Below are 18,596 nucleotides of genomic sequence, written 5' to 3' on the forward strand. Positions count from 1 at the left end.
GTTATGCGGTTAACGCCGCCTCTTCTCCTTCCAACTCACATAGGCATATTTATAAATTTTTTTTTCTTTGGAAACGAAGAGTGACCATCATGCATTGAATTAGACTCGGTGCATTATTGACAGAAATAAATATTCCTCCTGCTTGGCGATCAAATTGAGCATAGTTTTTATCCTGGAGATAAATATGATGTGCTTTGGGAACATTCCAGAAGGGAATTGCCGGATTTAAATGGTGAACAAGATGATAACTTTCATTGTGCATTCCCGTCAAAAATTTTTCCAGCCAATGACTATGACGATTGCGAGTCTTGTAGAGATTAATGCTATTATTCATCAACGGATAATGTTCGCTCATCTCAATAAACCAGCCAATGATTTGAAAGGTAGTTAAATAAGGAACTACCCAAAACATAAAAATATACTTACCCAATCCGAAACTTGTGAAAAGAGATGCTATAAATCCTATATAAACTATCATGACAATCGTCTCTTGACGATTGCGCTTGTCCAAGAGCCGATGATTGATTAAAAAGTACAAGTAGCTGGGAACTTTTGCCAAAAAAAATGGTAAAACTATGTTGTGGATCGCAAATTTTTCCGGAGATTGAGGTCGAGAGTACCATCCTGATTCTATAGCGAATTTGTAATCTGGATCTAGTTCAGGATCGCTGAAATGCCCGTGATGAAACCGCACATGAGATTCTCGATAAGACCCCATTGTTTGTAAAATAAAGTAGCCAGAAAAAAAAGTACCAATCACAAAATTCAAAAGTTTATTTTTGGCTAAAGTTTTGTGAGAGGCTTCGTGAAGAAGCGTCGCCAATGCACGCTGGCGAGAGCCAATAATTAAAACTGCCAAAGGGTAAAAATACCAGAAAACAGAACAAGTCGCTGCCATCAAAAAAACTATAATATAATCCTCTAGAAGAGCGAGAAAACAATGCCAGTTATCTAATTTTGATAAAAAAGATATTTTTTGGCAAATCTCATTCTCAAACTGGTAAATTTTACACTCCACTGTCACTCCTTTTCAATTCTCAGCTTGTGTAATGTATTATTCAAGAGATTCGTTAGCTCTTTACACATTAAGTAGGTACCACGGCATCGTATGAGTGGAGACTGGAGTGATTCTCCTGTAAGTCATTTCTTTTATGCTAATTCTGTAAAAGCTTGCTGGTCATTTAAAAAACATTGTCCAATCTTACGGGATTGTTGAAGGCATTTGTAAAAGATATTAATCCTTATTTACCAATAAATAAAGTAGGAAAAGTAGGAAGCTTACTCAGGATAACTATCTCAAGCAACTCGACCTAGGCTATCAGTTGTCAAAATTGCTCTTGATATTCTGGAGATGGGTTGTCATTAAAATGTAAAAGTAGTTCGCAATAATCCAATCCAAATACTGTCATTAGCAGCATTATGCTCAGGATTAGTAATCAACAAAAATCCCGGAGTAATCGAAACTCTATCAGTCACTGGATAGCGATAAGATAGCTCAAACTGCATCGAAGTATCCCTATCTAAACGAGCAGAAATATCATTACTTATCACCTTCGGGGGCATACCAAAAACAAAATTTAACTGACTACCTAACTTACCCAAATCTGGCACCACCGCAGTAATTGCCCAACTCCAGATATCAGCATTATCTCCAATTGAACCATCTAAACCACTAACGCTAGGTGAAGACTCAGCCCTAGCATTGAAATAGCTAACCCAACCGCCTAAAATCAACTTATTGCTCAACTTGTAAGTAGACTGTAAACCATAAGCGTTGGCGGAAGTCGCCGTACTGCCTCCAAAAGGCAACTGAGCAAATCTACTACCCTTACTCCCAGTTACATTAGGTGCTGAAGCGTAGTAGTGACCATAGGTAAAAGCGATCGCTAACTTATTTGATGGAGTATAAGTTATCTGAGCCAAGGCTGTAGATTGACCACTAAATAGTCCTTCAACTGGATTGCTACCAGAAGTAGTTAAATAACTGACACCAGCGGCAATTTTATCCGTGAAGTTATAGTAAACTACTGCACCTGTACCAAAAGCAAACGAATAGATAGGACTTTCAGCACCAAAATTAGAAATAGAAGCAACAGGATTCAGAGCAGGAAAAATGCGAGTGGGAAAGTCAGCAACAGATGCGATCGCTACCTTACCGCGTGTACCTCCGATGGGAAACTCATAAAATAACGAACCCAACCTCACATCATTACCAGTGTTAACAGCACCAATCAGGCGAGTCATATCTGTTCCAGTCACACTATTACCAAAATTGCTAACATTTCCAGCTCGAATGTTAGTCCGTAATCGGTCTTTACCTGTAAAACTGGTATCGAAATTGAGATTTACTCGCGCTGATAAAGTTGAATTTTCATTCAAGTCTTCTCTAGGATTACTCCCAGAAGCAGCAGCTTTCTGTCCTCCAAAAGCACTAATTAAATTAAAATCTACAGTCCCCCGAAGAACTGTAGTAGTACTAAACTGATGGTCGTTAACAAAGGCTACTCGCTGTTCTAAGTTATCTAATTTAGTCGAGAGGGTTTTCAATTCTGTAGCAAAGTCTGCTTGTAGTCTTTTTACAGATGCTAAGTCTTCTTGATTAGGGAATGTATTACCCAAGCTATAAATTATACGTCCCATCTTGAGTAAGCAAGTATTAAAAGCAGCCGCAAATTCATAACGGTTTATAGCTCGATTACCTTCAAAAGTAGCTTTTTCAGAACCAACAATGCAACGATATTTTTCTACCAAATTTCGCAGTGCTTCATAAGCCCAATCCCCAGGACTTACATCTCGTAAATCTTCAACCCTGGTAACTTCCGTCATCGCATCTGGTGGTTGGCTATATAGTTGGGGTGGCTGTAATTGGTTAGTAGGAATTTCTGGAATTTTAAGATGATCATCAGAGGTTTTTGAGGGAATTCTATTACCAGAAAATACTTGGTTTTCTAAGGTGCTAGAAACTCCCGACTTTATAGACGGTTGTGAAAGTTCGGGGTAAAATCTCTGGTCTTGTACCTCACTGTTCCCTGTTAAGAGTTCCCCGTTTTCTTGAACAGTTGAATTAGGAGCTAATTCACCAACAGAACTAACCTTATGATTCTCTAACAAGTTTACAGTTGTTGGAATTTCAGATACTGAAGTATTAGTATGATTTGCTTGCGCCAAGACCGGAAATAATACTAATAAATTACAACCCAGGATTAATAAAGTCAGCGTCAATGGCAGACTCAATTTGCTCATAATTTCTGCATTTTTCCACAAAAAAATGGATAAACAACCTTTTCTAAGGACGAATCCTCAATTCATTTTTGGCAGTTTCAATCACTTTCTTAGCTACATCTTCGGGAATTATTGTGTACCCTAACTCTCGGTTAAATCCTTGACCCTTAGTTAGAATCCATGTCAACAAATTCTTATTGGCTTGGACAAGAGTTTCGTTGGGATACTTGTTATAAAAAAGTAGCCAATTCAAACTAACCAAGGGATAGCCATCTTCTGGATCATCAATATCTTCAGTCGTAAAATCATCGTTAAACTTGATATTGGCTAGAGCTTTTTCCGTCTCAGCCAAATTTGGTTCCACATAACGACCTTTCCGATTTTCAATCCTAGCTGTAGGCAGATTGTTCTGACGAGCAAAGCTTGTTTGAACATAGCCAATTGCACCATCAATTCTACGTACTTCTCCAGCTACTGCACTATCTTGAGGCAGGGCAGTGAAGACCTGAAATCCCCAATTAGGTTCCCGGCTAGCTTCTATCTTTCCACCCGTAATTTTTCGCAAGTATTTAGTCAGAGTTAAGGTGGTACCGCTACTATCGGATTGAACTACAACTTGAATCTTTTTATTAGGAAAACGGGAATCAATTTGGTTCCAATTGGCAATTTGACCTGTAAATATTTGTGCCAGTTGCTCACGAGATAACTTGACATCTACGCTGACATCTTCAAGGTTGTAAACAATGGCTATTGACCCTCCCCCTGTGGGTACGATCAACAACCCATCTTGCATTTGATTTTTCTCAATTGGGGTAGGAATTAAAGTAGTACCTGCGAAGTCCACAGTTTTATTGATGAACAAACGAATACCACCACCACTGCCAATAGCCGTGTATTGAAACTTAACGCCTGTTTCCCGTTCGTATTCTGCACTATAGCGTTGATAAAGAGGTTCGGAAAAAGACGCACCACCACCCTTAAGTAATTGAGCAGAAGCAGCATTAGTAGTGAAAGTAATTGTTGTTGCAGTTAGTGTGGTAGCGACAATTCTCTGCCAATTACTGATTGTGAATGTCTTCATAGCTCTGTGTCGCCAAATTGCATATTTTTACTTCTAAATATTGATTTTTTTTCGGTAAATGACGACTTTATTACCATCAGCAGCAATTTCTAACCAAAAATCCCGAATGACAAATTGATAGAAAAATTCGCCAAGACGGGTACTCCGCCAAGTGCTGATAAGTGGGTCATTTGGTGCCCATTTTTTGAAAGATTTTACAGCAATTTCCGGAACTCCACTCATCTCTATTTGCTCATCAACTTGAATAAGAGTGCCGATGGGAGTAACTTGTACTTCAACTTCAAAGCCTTGTTGGTTTTGACCTCTGAGTATGTAGATTAAAGAACCATCTGACTTCAATTCAATTCGGGCTTGGCTAAATTTAGCATTGGTCGCTGTCTTGGCTGAAGACATTGCGGGAACTGCTACTTCTTCTAGGGGGATTTTTCGGACTATTCCCCCTAGATTTTGGGCTATTAATAAACGAGGCAAGAGGCAGGAGGCAGGATAGCGCAGCGGTAGCGAGTCCGCGAGCGTCGGCAGGAGGCAGGAAGCTTTATGAGCTTTCTCAGTGGCTCCTCTGCCTTCTGCCTTCGGAGATAAACTTCTACTATTAGTGAGAGATTGAGCCTGAGCATCACCCAAATAAACAGAGGAAGTGAGCATAGCTATTCCTGTAATTGTTAATAATTTCCCCGCAGTAGTTGTGCAGAAAGTCATCATTTTTTTAGTTGGTTTTTTCTTATTCATTATTTTTCAAAGTTCAACAAGAAAGGCAGAGGGCAGGAGGCAGAAGGGAATATTGCTTCCTGCCCTAAAGCCTGTGACCAAAGGGAACAAGCGTCTAAAACCCCACCGTCTACACGGCGCTTACAATTGGGAGCCACTGCGGTGGACGGGTTCCCCGGCTTAAAGCAAGTGGCGTGCGGGGTCTGAATCCCCGCCCAATTGTTTATAAAAGCCTCCTGCCTTCTTCAAGCGTTATTTAGCCTTCGTAAATAGTTATTTCTACTCCAGAAACTGTATATGTAATTTCGGTAAAGTTGCTTACATCTACCAATTCTTTCATTCCAGCACTGAGATATAGCTTTCCAAATTGCCCTTTGTCTTGAGCCATTTTAGAAGCAATGTTTACTGGATTCCCCGCTATGTCTTTGCCACCAACAGCCAAATCACATACTAAAACTGGGCCAACGTCAATGCCAATACGAGAAGCAATACCTTGTGCTGCTAACTCTTGACGAAGTATTTTGGCAAAGTTTATGGCTGCGGTAGCTTCATCAAAAACATAGATACCGATAGTACCAACAACTTTAATTTCTATACCATTATTTTGATTAATTAGCTGCGCTCCGATATCTTTCAAGCTAGCAGTAAGCGATAGGCTGGTGAACATGGCAGACTCATAAGTCTCAGCCTTTTGATTGTCCCGTTCAACTAACACAACTATTTTATTTTGCAAGTACTTACTTGCTAATTGCCTACCCAATTCTGTGTCAGATAATCTATTTTCATACTCGACCAAATCAGCATAAAAAGTTTCAGAATAAGGAATTGGATATTTCGTATTTAAAGGCGGTTCTTCTAATAAACCTGTCCCATCTAATACCCGGTAAAGATTACCAATGTGTGCTGTTGCATCGCTTTTTTTAATGATAGTAAAATTGTGGTTAGATGGTAACAAGTCATAAATGTCTTGGCTAATAGCTATCTCACCACCTTCGGTCTCATTTTCGGCAATCTCTTCAATAACATCAGCTTCTAATCCATATAAGCCTCCGTTAATATAGTAAAACTCGCCATAGTCTGCACCGAAACCTATTTTAATTTGGCAACGTTTACTAATTTCGCGCTGGATTGATAGCAGTGTAGACACAAGAGTTTCAGCACTAACTGATGCTGGATAAAACATTTGGGTATTATCAGCAGCCCAAATCCCAACTCCCTCTCCACCAATAGCAGTACCAAAACTGTACACAATTTCTTTTGGCTGATTAATGATTGCCAAAATTTCCAGCAAGCCTTTTTGCTTGGTTAGCTTAGTCAATCCAGCAGAATCAGAAGATACGCTGTAACCCTTAACTTTATATGGTTCTAATAATTGCAATGCGACTTCTTGAGTTTGTTCACTTTCTAACCACTGTTTTGTGAGCTTTAGAGGTAACGAACCGATGATGTCTTGAGTGATGTCAAATAAAGCTGGAGAGTATTGACTTACAATAAATTTGTTAACCATTTTTGCTTATTAGTGAACAACTAAATTGTTATCGAACAGAATTCAGGAGTCAGGAGTCAGAATTCAGAATGAATTCTGTACGACTGGCGGATGAATAATCTGGTTTAAGACCCGCGACTGATTGATTCTGACTCCTGAATTCTGACTTCGGAATTCTTCTTCAAGTTTTGATTCTTGTTTCACTTTCAGTCATGTTTTCTCATTTTTCATAAGATCATGACAACGCAATACTGCTCGGTTGAGCATTTTTAACTCGGAATTGGGTTTGGGGTAAAGGTTAAAATTTTTTCTTTCCCCTTTCCCCCGCTCCTTATCCCCAGAGGAGACCCCACCTTCCTCTTTTCCCATAAATTTGTATTTGCTTATCATCCTCAGCTAAATCTCTGTTTGCATTCATGATTTAAATGTTAATAATTGTCCCACTAACTAATTTTTCTTACTAGCTGACTTCAATAACTCTTGATTACCCAACACTTGTAAAAACTTAGTTTTTGACTCATCCAATACGGTTGGTTTAACTGGAAGGTAGCCAAGATAAGAAATTTCTTGGCTCACATATGTCAAGTAATAGTTAATAAACCCTTCTAATTCCGGTCGCTTCCGAATCGCTTTGGCATCTGCATAAATATACAAAGGGCGAGTTAGAGGATATCCTGGCAGGAAAGGGTCTACTTTATCAATAGCGATCGCCCTCAAATTCTCGCGGTTTTCTTGATAGGAGCCATACTCTAAAAAGCCAACTATGTAAGGATTAATTAAAGCTTCTGAGTACAACTGCTCTACAAAGTCATAAGATATCGTATTGGGAGCACTAGTAAGTTGGCTAAAATTCCCCTTAAGAATAGCTTGGGCAAACAAGTCAACTGCTCCCCCAGTACCAGCCCCCTCTGGAATAATATGTTTAATCAGCTCTTGTGGCCATTTGGGGTTGATATCTGACCACTTTTGGACAGTAAATACCTTTGCCAGTTCGTCGCGTGTCAGAGTATTTGGGACGAAATTATTCTGAGAACTAACTACAATAGTCACGGCATCGGTGGCAATTTGAAAGCCTATTGGCTGAATACCTGACTTCGCACAGGCTGCTGACTCCTGACTGGTAATCGGGCGAACTGCATTGACAATATCTATTTTTTTTTCTTGGCAAAATAGCTTGAAGCCAACGACTGTATCAATACCAGCGAGATTAATCTTACTAGGATACCCGTCTTGGATAAAGCGTTGAGCAATAGCCTGACTAATTGGCAAAACTACTTGAGTTCCCGATATCGTTATTGTTCCCTCTAGTTCTAGGGGGTTTACCTCCGGAAGCGCAATGCCTTGTTGAGCTGAGTCTTGGGTTGAGAGTGATTTAACTAATTTCCTCTCGACTTTCTGAATACCTAAATTTTCTTTTGAAGATTTTTCCCCACTAGCCTGATTGTCAATATTTGCTTTTGAGGTTTTTGATTGATCGGCGCAAGCTATTAATAGTAAAACTATGCTGAACAAAAATAAGTAATTTCTAAAACTTTTTGCTCTAGTTATCCCGATCCTGATTAATGACATATATTATCTTCCCACTTGCACTCGGCGACCATTTTTGTTATTTGGCAGATTTACATCCTCCTTAATTCCTTTGGCAAGTCTAACCATCTTTTTCCGTTCTTCGATATACTGAAGAATCTCCGAGGAAAATTTGTTGTTAGACTCGATTATTTCAATAACCTCGTCCGTTGGAATCACTACAACCTCAACATCTTCATTGGCGATCGCTGTAACTGGGCTTACCTCCCCTGGAAAGATAGCCATTTCACCAAATACTTCGTTAAGTTCTAGTTCATCTACTATCTTGCGGTTTCCTTGCGCGTCCTTGAGATAAGCCTGTCCCGTGCCTTTGAAGATAATATAAAGTCCCTCGTCTTCTTTGCCTTCCTGAATAATTAATTCATCCTTACCGTAGGCTTTAAATCTAGCTCGTTCGGCGAGTTTTTCAATCTGATTATCATTAAGCGTTAGGAAATATGGGAGCGATCGCAAATAAGTTATCAATTCCTGTTGGCGGTTCTCGACTACTTGGGGAATCTGGCTTGGTATTCCAAGTTTCGCATCGACTTCGTACTGCACTGAAATCGGATAAGGCATGGTAAAACCATAACGTTTAGTTAGATAGTAAAGTCGGCTTTTGAGTGTCGCAGAAACGCCAAAATTATTTTCAGGCAGTAATTTATAGTAAAGGTCATAGGTGATACAGGAGTCTCCATAGGAACTAACCTGAGCCAAACCTTCGTCTTCGATCGCATCTATGCCCTCCACCAAGCTATTTAGTGCTGGAATCACTTCATTAGGAGAGTCGTCATAAGAAAAGCTGGCAGAAATACTTTTCCACATTGCTCCCTGACCGTAATTGATAATGCTTGCCTTCGACAATACCCCATTGGGAACGTTGAATTTTCTGCCAGGAGCTGCAATAGTAACCGACCACCAATTTTGCTCGAGTACCCGCCCCTGCTTTCCGTCGAACTCAATCCAGTCACCCGTTCTGAATGGTTTGGCAAATAGCAGCAACAATCCTGATACCAAGTTGCTGAGGGTATCTTGCAGCGCTAGGGCAATTACTGCTGAAGCTATCCCCACAGCAGAACCCAAGCCAGTCAAATTTATATTCCAAATTCCATTGATAATGTGATAACCAATGGCGAAGATTACCACACCCCTAGCTACCTGAAAGAACAGGCTAGGTACATGAATTTGCCATTTGATCGGTTGCTTTTTTGTAGTCAACAGGGCGTTGATTAAAGAAAGTCCCGCCACAATAACGGCAACCCAAGTTAACGTTTCCACAAAACGTGCCCAGGAATCTTTGCCAGCGACGCTTAAAAGCTGTCGCATGACCAAGATTACAGCTAAGGGCGGTAACACATATTCGCGCATCTGACGCAGAGCGACTGCTAAGGGGTGTTGCTTGCGTTCCAATCTTGAGGCGGCTTCACCAAGCAATATACCCAACAATGGGAATCCCAGTCCCAAAAGTAATAGCCATCCCAGAAATGATTTATCCATGATTGTTTGTTTACGAACAATAAACAGTGAGTAAGCTGTTACGCAAATAAGATTGCACATCAACTGGTGAGGTTGTCTTTTGTCATTTGTCCTTAGTAAACACAAATGACTAATGGCTAATGAAGGTCTACACGGAAAATAGTGCAATATGTAATGGTTTAAATCCCCAACTCCAATTACCTTTAATTTTGAATTTTGTTAGCGCAGCGTAAAGCCTTCTCTACGAGAGGCTGCGCCAACGGCATAGCTTCGCTTAGAGTGAGTCTGTGAGCGTCATTTTGAATTTTGAATTTTGAATTGTTAAACACCTATTTTTTCCAACTCAGGTTCCGCTGCTGCTTCTTTCATAATTTCGCTCAGAAATATGTAAGCTTCTTCCCATGCTTTTCGGACTGGCGTAGTAAACTCTTCACCCAGTCCTTGCGCCAACGTCCATAGCAAAGCTTGACCTACAATATCGTAGTATTCATCCTTGACCCCATAGCCCGCATGGTCGCGACCCAACTTCTGTACTGGACCGATAATCTGATCTGGTTGACGCAAACCTTCCACTGCAAGTGCAAGCGTAGCCATTAACTTGCGTTCCTGCTGTTTCATATCCCCTTTAAATAGAGAACGAAATGTTGGTTGTAATTCAAACAGTCGTTGATAGAACAGTTCGGCGGCCTTCTCAGAAATGGGCTTCACTTTGGCAAAGGATGACTGAACCAACTCCACCTGACTTAGAACTAACTTCCTGGTGGTTATCAGCGTCCAGGTTTCGACTTCTCCTAGTCCTTGAATTTTCACTGCCGGGTTTTGGATGAATGTGTAGCTATCTGCCGTCCTTTCATAGACACTCCCAGTCAGCAAAATATAGTTCAAGTCAGCTTGGCTCTGGAGACTGCTTGCTATATACGCTGTTTCTCCCCAAATGCTGTACCCAAATCGCTGTGTTCCTACTACCCCGGTGGTCACAGGACCTGCATGAATGCTAATGCGTAAAGCCAAGGCAGAATGATGATTAACATTCAGACGCTGGATTATGTCTAACATGGCTAGGGCAAAATCAACAGTTCGCTGGCTGTGGTCAAATCTCACTTCAGTGAGTCCACACACCGCTACATAGCTTGTACTCAAGGAGTTCTGTTTCTCCAACCCGTAGCGTTCTGCCGAGTCGTCAAATTCATCAAATAGCTCGGTGAGCAATTTTGTCATTTCTTGCGGTGAAAGGCGTTTGTTCAACTCAGCAATACCAGCCAGATGAGCATTGAGGATGGTTACTTGCTTGAAGTTGTCAGCAATGGATAGCTCTCCTTGCTTCCTGCGTTCGGCGATCGCTCTGGGTAGAATATTCTGCAACAGAACATCGTTCTCCTGCTTCCTGGTTTCCAGCTCTTCCTCAGTTTGGCGTAATTTATTCGCCACCTCTTGGAACTCTGTTGCCAATTCCCCGAACTCGTCTTGGGATTTGACATCAACTTCTGTGTCCAGTTCCCCAGCAACAAGTTTCCGGGCGCTATCAGTCAAACGACGCAGGGGAGAGGTGAAAATCCTTGCCGCAATTGCCGCTAAAAATGCTGTTCCTAGCAGGAAAAGAGCCGCCGCAATCAGCAAAATTACCTGTAACATGTAAAGCGGACGATAAGCTTCCCCCACCTCCATCTCTGCTATGATCGCCCAATTTAACCCGTTCAACTTCAAAGGAGTGTAAGAACTCAATACCTCTGCCCCTCGATAGTTGCGGTCTACCATCATGCCTTGTTGCCCTTCTAAGGCGGCTTTGGCGGCTGGACTATTGATTTTCTGTAAGCTAATGGTAGTGTTGAAGTTCTCCATCAGTTCGAGAGTTCTGTTGTCAGTCCCCGTATAACGAACAACATTTTGATATTTTTTGGGGTCTTCAACCCAAAAACGGGATGTCGAACGCATTAGGGAATCGGGTCCGACTAAATAAGCTTCCCCTGTTTTCTGCAAACCACTGTTTTGCCAATTATTATTTCGGCTAATAGCTTGGTCGATCTTTGCAATAGGAATTTGCACTGCCAAGATTCCAATCATGTTAGAACCGCTATAAATAGGCGTTGCCAAGAAAGCAGCTGGAGCATTATAAGAGGCACGGTAAGGTTTGAAATCAACAACCTGAATGCTACCTTGTTGAGGATTTGCCTGGACTGCTCGCACTAAAGCCTTTAGTGCATTTTGGGAGTCATAACTTTGTAGTGGATTAGTAGCAAAATCTGTCTCTTTAAAATAGGAATAGACGATATCCCCTGTTTTATGATTGATTAAAAATAAATCGTAATAACCGAATTTTTCGATAATTTCTGCAAAGAATTTTTGATATTTGGCATGAGCTTTGGTGTAAGCGCTGCCATCACCAGCATCAAGGAGCTGGTTTTTTTTGCCGACTGGATTGGGATTAGATGCAAGGTAGTAATACTGAAGATAGCGAGCGGCTTGTCCAAGGGGCTGATAGACACTGGGAATCACTCCTTCAGGGGATATATTCTTTTTCAAGCGAGGAAAAAATTGTTCGGTGTAGTAAGCTTCCATCGCTGTATCCCATTCGGGGGGAATAAAGTTGCGATCCAGATTGCGGAAACCCCCATTCAAATCCACCATCGCTTTGACGATATTGCTATCTGTCGCCAGCATCCCCACTTGGTTATTCAAATTTTCAAAGTACGACTCAAACTGTTCGGCTTTGGTTGTACGTATACCGGAAAGTTGCTCGGCGATTTTGCTTCTGAGGGTAGCTTGTGTTTGATACCAACCAATCCCACTAACTACCACTACAGAACCAAGGCTAACTCCTAAGAACAACGCTTGCAGCTTCGATTTAATTGTCCAGTCACTCAGTTTTAGATTAATTAGGGAGCCATTACGGAACTTACGCAAGCGATTTTGGCGATTTAACATCTTTTTGATTAATCTTGATGGTGAATATTTAACTTGTTGCTTACGTCTAAACCAATAAATCTACTATTTCTAGATTTTTAAACTTTGTATTTGTATTTCTTTGTTTTATCTATTTATTCAGATTAATGTATTGAAGTCAAGCGGTATCACAAGTTATTTGTAAATAAATTATTTCTCACTTTAAAGTAGGAAAAGTAGGAAAAGTAGGAAGCTAGCATAGGTTAAGATAAAAAATCACCAATACAGCTTATTATTCGTTTAGTCATAGCCATACTAATTAACCTATGTTAAGTGAACTTCAGAAGAAAAAACTAACCTATTATTTTCATGTATTTGACGCTGACAAAAATGGTGTTTTGGAAAAATCTGACTTTGATAAAATTGTCAATGAATATGCAGAAAGTTACAACATAGCAAAGGATTCAGAAATCTATCAATATATTTCCTCAACCTATGGTAAGCGCTGGGAGGGTCTTGCAAAAGAGGCAGACACAAACGCAGACAATAAAGTGAGTTTAGATGAATGGCTTTCCTATCAAGACAAATTAGTGAACGATCCCAAAAGTGACTTTCTCTGGCTGAAAATAGCAAGTATGTTTCACGACATTCAGGATATAAATAAGGATGGTTCAATAAATCTTGAAGAATACCAAGTCTTGTACAAAATTCACGGAATTGGTAATGCTAGTTTAGCTGCTGAAATTTTTTACAAGCTTGATTTTGATGGGGATGGCAAGATCATGAAAAATGACCACCTGAATCTAGTTGCTGATTTCTACTTGAGTGACAACCCACAAGCGCCTGGTAACTTGTTCTTTGGTTACTACGAGTAAGCTAGCTGGTACTTAAAAATTCACCTCGCGGATGAGAGCTATTGCCTAAGAATCTGATGAATTCAGATTATTAAGCAACATTTCTTTGCACTCCAGGCAAATCACCACCTAAAAAATCAAGCACGAATATTCGATATTTAGAATTAAATACCAGCAACTTATGTAACTTTTTGAATCAACTTTCCAATTTTTACTTCTGATATCAGTCGGAACTACCGCAATGATTTTATTTAGCTTCATTACTTTCAATTTTTGTATTTTTCGTATTCCTAACTTGCAGTAATAAATTACGCTTAATGTGAATTAGAGACTGAAACCCTATATTTTAGGTGTAGAAACCGTAAATTCACGGTCTCTACAAAGTGCGAAATCTTTGTTATTGTGTTGATTTTCAGAATTCACATCAGACGTGAATTATAATGATGTATAGTCGGCTTCCAATTCAATCTCAATATTTGTATTTTTTATGAATAACATAAAGTTGGTGAATGGTAGACAGAGCGATCGCTAAACTAAATCAGGTTGCTTGAAAAATTATGAATATCTCAAGTACAGCATCACTGTTGGAAATAAGCGAAAATGGAGTATCGGTAGAATGGCAAAAGTGTGAGTACAGAGAATTACAACCAAGTTTGTTCAAAAACAATCGTTAACCCCAGCAATGCCTCGTTAATGTTTATGAACATCATTAATGCTAGTGACATTATTAAGAACTATGCCGAGCAGGAACGAAATTTTCAAAATCTTAATCTTAGTCGAGTTGATTTGAAGGGTGCTGATTTAAATGGAATTGATTTTAGTCATGCCAACCTCAATAGTGCTGACTTTAGCTATACGAACTTAAGCAGTAGCAATTTGATTTGGGCAGATTTGAATCGAGCCAACTTAAGACACGCAAACTTAACTCAAGCAAGCTTGCTCTACAGCAGCCTTTTTTGGGCAGATTTAAAGTCAGCCACATTAGTTAATGCCAACTTGAGTAATGCTCTCCTCAATTATGCAAATTTAACTTCTGCCTGTTTAAAGGGTGCTGATTTGACTGAAGCGTCTTTAGAAAGTGCTTGTTTAGTTCAAGCATCCCTTAGTCGAGCCAATTTATTCAAAACCAGCTTTAAAGGGGCGGATTTGACGGGAGCCAATCTCGATGAAGCCAATCTGCGTCAGACAAATTGGGAAGGTGCCATCTTAAGCCAAGCCTCGTTGCAGCGAGTTGATCTCGAAAAGAGCCAGCTTAATGAGACAATTCTAAGGGGATCTGATTTGACGGAGGCTGATTTGGTTGAAGCTGATTTGAGATATGCCGATTTAACAGAAGCAAACCTCTACCGAGTTGCTCTAGAGTTAGCCAACTTAGTCGGCGCTGACTTTAGCCGTGCAACTCTAAAACGAGCCTCTCTATTTCGAGCCGATCTCGAGGGAGCAGTCTTGCAAGATACTAATCTGGTTAAGACCGATCTCAGACATACTAACTTTAAAGATACTCAGCTAATGGGTGCTGATTTTTCTGGTTCCCGCGTCAAAGGAGCCTGCTTTACAGACGCTCAAGGGTTAACTTGCCAACAGAAGCAGTGGCTTTTAGTCAATGGAGCCTTGAATATCACACTCTAGCAAGTTGCTATTTGAATGAAAAACATTGAAGAACTTGTTGAATTTGCCCTCCAGTTAGTGGCTACAGAAACAGGGTTTTCTCTTAGCTATATTCACAAGGTAATCCTGCGAGAATCTCTGCTGGAAAACAAAAAAACTTACTCTAAACTTGCCCAAGAAAATAAGTACTCTGAAAGCTATATTAAGTTTACGGTTGCGCCTAGACTATGGTCTTTGCTTTCACAGACGCTCGGTGAAAAAGTTAATAAGACGAATTTCCTAACACTGCTAGAACAAAAGTTCATCAATCATAATCATCCTCAGCCAACGGAGACAATAACAGCAATATCTACGACGGGCTTGACTAGTTCATGCTATGTTCTAGAATCTCCAGAAGGACAGGTTTCCCTCGCTTCCCGTCTATATGTTGAGCGATCTGCTTGCAGCAGCGCTTCCGCAGAGCGGACGCTTACGCGAACGCTATCGCCAATTGAACAAACCTGTTATCAAGAAATTCTCCAACCCCATACGTTAATTCGCATCTCTGCACCTCGAAAGATGGGGAAGACTTCCCTACTTGCAAGAATTCTGGACTATGGGAGCAGTCAGAATTACCACACAGTAAGACTTAGCTTACATCAGGCCGGAACACAGGTGTTTGCTTCGAGCGATCGCTTTTTGCGCTGGTTTTGTACAAATGTCACTCGCCAGTTGGATTTTGAATCTAGATTAAATCAGTACTGGGACGAGGATATGGGAGCTTTGATTAATAGCACGATTTATTTTCAGGGCTATATCCTCAAGGAACTCTCTAATCCTATCATTTTAGCAATAGATGGTGTAGACCAATTATTTGAGTACCCAGAACTCGCTAGTGATTTTTTTGTCCTGTTGCGTTCCTGGTATGAGGAGACAAAAGACAGTTCAGTTTGGCAGAAGTTGCGAATTGTGATAGCTCATGCAGTTGAAGTTTACATTCCTTTACCCACCCATCGCTCTCCCTTTAATGTGGGATTGGCGATCGCACTGCCAACCTTTAGCCTAGAACAGGTGCAGGATTTAGCCCAACGTCACGAACTTCAACTCACAAAGTCTGAACTTGAGCAGTTAATGAGGCTCACTGAGGGCTTTCCATATTTAATTCGACTGGCATTGTATCAAACTGCTCGCTTGAAAATTCCTATGCAAACGTTGCTACAAGATGCTACGAGGGATACTGGAATTTATAAACAACATCTTCAGTATCAGTTGTGGAACCTGCAACAGCATCCTAAATTAGCTGATGCTTTTAGAAAGGTTTTAACGGCTCCAATGCAGTTAGAGATTGAGGTGGCGTTTAAGTTAAAAAGTTTAGGATTAGTGCATCTTATCGATAATCAAGCGACTGTTAGCTGTGAGCTATATCGAGAGTACTTCCACAATTATTTTTCTGACTTTCCTAAAGTTAACGATAAGGGGTAACGTTCACACCATCTCAATTAACATCAAGTATTGTTTTATAAATGAGACTCAATTAGGGTTGAATTAGAGCCGGACTAAAACCGAAAGGCAACTGCCAATGGTGTATGTTTCTGGAGCTTTGTTTGTACTGGTCAAGAATGTAAGACACAGCCTTTTGAATTTCCTTTACACTGTTTTTTACACTCTCAACCTCTACTTCATAAGGAGCAATCCTTGCCATGAAGTAAGCTCCGCTCTGATTTCGGGCAGTACCTAATGATAAATGACGCGTGATTCGCAATTCAACAGAATAGTCAAAATTCAATCCCTGTTCAGAAACAATATATTCAAAACGCTTTTTGACCAGATAGGGCTGTAGGATGAAGCCTACTGGTACAGAGTACTTGTCTTGCACCTTGATTATTGACTGATTTGCACCCCCATGACCATCAACTGATTTTTGAAAATATACTCCAGGGGGAACGTCACCTTGTTGAATAGTTTCAACATAATGCTGACGAGCCGTTGGCAAATTTTTAAGGACTCCTAAATCTCGTTTATCAAAAATGTTCTGCCAAGCCGGATGCCAGATCCAATTTAAGCGTGAGTCTGAAAAGAAATCTACAAGTTCTTGTCTTCTGTCAGGTTGGTTTTGTAGCGTACTTAGAACCTCTCTAATCTCGTCAGGTACCAGCCGACAAATGATATTAACGATTTTTACAGTCTTTAATAACTTACCTGTACTATCGTGGATGTCAGCTAGCCAATTGCTTCCCTGACGGTAAATCTCGTAAATTGACACTAGATTAGAACCAGAACCGGATACTAACTCTGACATGGCTTGTAGATCTATTCTGCTAGCCTGTCTGACCGGATCAACATCAACGGTAAAAATCTCAGTTGTTTGAGCTAGCTGCTTAATAGCTTCTAAGCCTTTTTCTGGCTCAAAAAGTTTATCCAATAACTCTTCTGGATGCTCCCCTAGTGCTGTTCTTGCCGCCTGTAAAATTAGACCTATCCAACCTAGATAAGTAATCCCACCTTGCACCTCAGTAGCTTTTATACTTAAGCTATTCTGGCAATTGTCGGTTACGAGTACATCATACGCTATAGGAATTCCTAAGCCTGATTGAAGATGTCTAACTAATTGGGAGTTGATAGTCTTTAGGTGCAGAGGTTGTCCCACAACGCTATTAAATCTTTCTGTTATCCGCTCGTTAAGGGCATCAGTATCAGTTGCCAAGGCTAGTATGTAATCTTCAATTTCCTGGGAGGCTTGGTACAGTTGGTCAGCAATTTCCGCAGAAATGATGAGCGGAAAGCCATACTGAAATGGTTGATTTTGGCAAATAAAATTAAGATTTAGCTGATTTAGAGCTTGCCAGTAAATCTTTGCCTGCTCAGTTCTGAATTGTGCAATTTCAATCATATCTTTAACTCTACAAAATTCAGTGGTAACTGTTAACTGATTACTGCTAGGCGTTAGTGGTGGGTTAATTACTTCTACTAACTCTAAGTCCACTGATAATGGGTCACTAGCGACTGTTTCATCTCTGCGGGAGAGTAGGTATTGCTTGAGGACTAAAAACAGATTTTTTTTCGTCACTCTCTCCCCTAATGCTTTTGAAAGAGTCTGCCATAACTGAGCGCCAATATCCTTGATGTGAGCGATACTATAGGCACAATCGGGTGCAATCTCGCTATAAGCGCGTCCAAGCCATGAGTTACACAGGATGAAACGCTCAAGGGAACTTAATTGCCTTGAGAGCAGACCTTGTTCTACAGTATCGAGAACTTCGTCAACATTCATATAGTTATTCTATTTTCTGTAGTATGCACATAAGTAAGTTGGCGGGAAAAAACCAAACTATCTGAAGAGTATTCTTCCGTTTTTTAGCTCAACGAGAAATAGATAAAGTTGGTATGTTTGTGTATAGTTATATTGCTGCGAACTGCAAGTTACACAATTAATCACTTTTGTCAATATACTAAATTGGTCAATAATTACCCAACTAGTACAGGTTGGTGTAAATAAACTAACCATTCTCAATCGCTAAAAACCTTACTGAATATTACTTTTGACTTCCGCCTTGCGGTACTAGGAGCTACAAGTTGGTTCCAAGAGGCGCAACCCCGAATTACAGATATATAAGTCAGCATCCCCATAACACAAATGCTTCAAACGCTATCTATAACCTCAAATCCAATTAATTGAAAAGGTAGTAAAAGTCGGGTTGCTTTAAAAAGAAGTGGCTTTATTTTTCAAACCTGATAA

Annotated in this window: 12 protein-coding genes; 3 read left to right on the forward strand and 9 right to left on the reverse strand. The window is 40.3% G+C overall.

Features of this window, described 5'->3' with window-relative positions; genetic code table 11:
* Nucleotides 1-49: 49 nt before the first annotated feature.
* The 8 genes from gntB to H6G86_RS25550 all read right to left on the reverse strand — a co-directional run bounded on the left by gntB (nucleotide 50) and on the right by H6G86_RS25550 (nucleotide 12,461).
* Nucleotides 50-1,024, reverse strand: a complete 975-nt coding sequence (gntB, locus tag H6G86_RS25515; protein ID WP_313931450.1) for a guanitoxin biosynthesis L-arginine gamma (S) hydroxylase — start codon at nucleotides 1,022-1,024, stop codon at nucleotides 50-52.
* A gap of 338 nt (nucleotides 1,025-1,362) precedes the next feature.
* Complete coding sequence (locus tag H6G86_RS25520) at nucleotides 1,363-3,243, reverse strand: iron uptake porin (RefSeq protein WP_190936652.1); 1,881 nt, start codon at nucleotides 3,241-3,243, stop codon at nucleotides 1,363-1,365.
* Between the two features lie 43 nt (nucleotides 3,244-3,286).
* A complete protein-coding gene (gene pstS, locus H6G86_RS25525; protein ID WP_190936653.1) occupies nucleotides 3,287-4,303 on the reverse strand; it encodes a phosphate ABC transporter substrate-binding protein PstS in 1,017 nt (338 codons plus the stop codon).
* A gap of 33 nt (nucleotides 4,304-4,336) precedes the next feature.
* Complete coding sequence (locus H6G86_RS25530) at nucleotides 4,337-5,032, reverse strand: hypothetical protein (protein ID WP_190936654.1); 696 nt, start codon at nucleotides 5,030-5,032, stop codon at nucleotides 4,337-4,339.
* 235 nt (nucleotides 5,033-5,267) lie between these two features.
* Nucleotides 5,268-6,518: a nucleotidyl cyclase domain-containing protein gene (locus H6G86_RS25535; RefSeq protein WP_190936655.1), complete on the reverse strand. Its 1,251-nt coding sequence runs from the start codon at nucleotides 6,516-6,518 to the stop codon at nucleotides 5,268-5,270.
* A gap of 426 nt (nucleotides 6,519-6,944) precedes the next feature.
* Nucleotides 6,945-8,066 carry a substrate-binding domain-containing protein gene (locus H6G86_RS25540; RefSeq protein ID WP_199338423.1) on the reverse strand — a complete coding sequence of 374 codons (1,122 nt, stop codon included), beginning with the start codon at nucleotides 8,064-8,066 and terminating at the stop codon, nucleotides 6,945-6,947.
* A gap of 3 nt (nucleotides 8,067-8,069) precedes the next feature.
* A complete protein-coding gene (locus tag H6G86_RS25545) occupies nucleotides 8,070-9,560 on the reverse strand; it encodes a cyclic nucleotide-binding domain-containing protein (RefSeq protein ID WP_190936656.1) in 1,491 nt (496 codons plus the stop codon).
* Between the two features lie 300 nt (nucleotides 9,561-9,860).
* The gene (locus H6G86_RS25550) at nucleotides 9,861-12,461 is read right to left on the reverse strand and encodes an adenylate/guanylate cyclase domain-containing protein (protein WP_190936657.1); all 2,601 of its coding nucleotides are present in this window, start codon (nucleotides 12,459-12,461) and stop codon (nucleotides 9,861-9,863) included.
* A 284-nt stretch (nucleotides 12,462-12,745) separates the two neighbouring features.
* On the opposite strand from H6G86_RS25550, the gene H6G86_RS25555 reads away from it, so the two are divergent.
* The 3 genes from H6G86_RS25555 (at nucleotide 12,746) to H6G86_RS25565 (ending at nucleotide 16,342) form a co-directional block, all read left to right on the forward strand.
* Nucleotides 12,746-13,294: an EF-hand domain-containing protein gene (locus tag H6G86_RS25555; protein ID WP_190936658.1), complete on the forward strand. Its 549-nt coding sequence runs from the start codon at nucleotides 12,746-12,748 to the stop codon at nucleotides 13,292-13,294.
* Between the two features lie 606 nt (nucleotides 13,295-13,900).
* Nucleotides 13,901-14,902 (forward strand): pentapeptide repeat-containing protein, encoded by a 1,002-nt coding sequence (locus tag H6G86_RS25560; RefSeq protein ID WP_313931451.1) that lies wholly within the window; start codon nucleotides 13,901-13,903, stop codon nucleotides 14,900-14,902.
* A gap of 15 nt (nucleotides 14,903-14,917) precedes the next feature.
* Nucleotides 14,918-16,342, forward strand: coding sequence for an AAA-like domain-containing protein (locus H6G86_RS25565; RefSeq protein ID WP_190936660.1), 1,425 nt, complete (start codon nucleotides 14,918-14,920; stop codon nucleotides 16,340-16,342).
* 52 nt (nucleotides 16,343-16,394) lie between these two features.
* Here the strand turns inward: H6G86_RS25565 and H6G86_RS25570 are convergent, their stop codons facing one another.
* Nucleotides 16,395-18,131, reverse strand: a complete 1,737-nt coding sequence (locus H6G86_RS25570; RefSeq protein WP_190936661.1) for a helix-turn-helix domain-containing protein — start codon at nucleotides 18,129-18,131, stop codon at nucleotides 16,395-16,397.
* Nucleotides 18,132-18,596 lie beyond the last annotated feature (465 nt).

This window comes from Nostoc sp. FACHB-133, assembly GCF_014698055.1.
GTDB lineage: Bacteria > Cyanobacteriota > Cyanobacteriia > Cyanobacteriales > Nostocaceae > Nostoc.

Bases quoted from the DNA above. Each gene is read 5' to 3' on its own strand.
- H6G86_RS25520 (WP_190936652.1), bottom strand. From the start codon at position 3,243: ATGAGCAAATTGAGTCTGCCATTGACGCTGACTTTATTAATCCTGGGT.
- pstS (WP_190936653.1), bottom strand. From the start codon at position 4,303: ATGAAGACATTCACAATCAGTAATTGGCAGAGAATTGTCGCTACCACA.
- H6G86_RS25530 (WP_190936654.1), bottom strand. From the start codon at position 5,032: ATGAATAAGAAAAAACCAACTAAAAAAATGATGACTTTCTGCACAACT.
- H6G86_RS25535 (WP_190936655.1), bottom strand. From the start codon at position 6,518: ATGGTTAACAAATTTATTGTAAGTCAATACTCTCCAGCTTTATTTGAC.
- H6G86_RS25540 (WP_199338423.1), bottom strand. From the start codon at position 8,066: ATGTCATTAATCAGGATCGGGATAACTAGAGCAAAAAGTTTTAGAAAT.
- H6G86_RS25545 (WP_190936656.1), bottom strand. From the start codon at position 9,560: ATGGATAAATCATTTCTGGGATGGCTATTACTTTTGGGACTGGGATTC.
- H6G86_RS25550 (WP_190936657.1), bottom strand. From the start codon at position 12,461: ATGTTAAATCGCCAAAATCGCTTGCGTAAGTTCCGTAATGGCTCCCTA.
- H6G86_RS25555 (WP_190936658.1), top strand. From the start codon at position 12,746: ATGTTAAGTGAACTTCAGAAGAAAAAACTAACCTATTATTTTCATGTA.
- H6G86_RS25565 (WP_190936660.1), top strand. From the start codon at position 14,918: ATGAAAAACATTGAAGAACTTGTTGAATTTGCCCTCCAGTTAGTGGCT.
- H6G86_RS25570 (WP_190936661.1), bottom strand. From the start codon at position 18,131: ATGAATGTTGACGAAGTTCTCGATACTGTAGAACAAGGTCTGCTCTCA.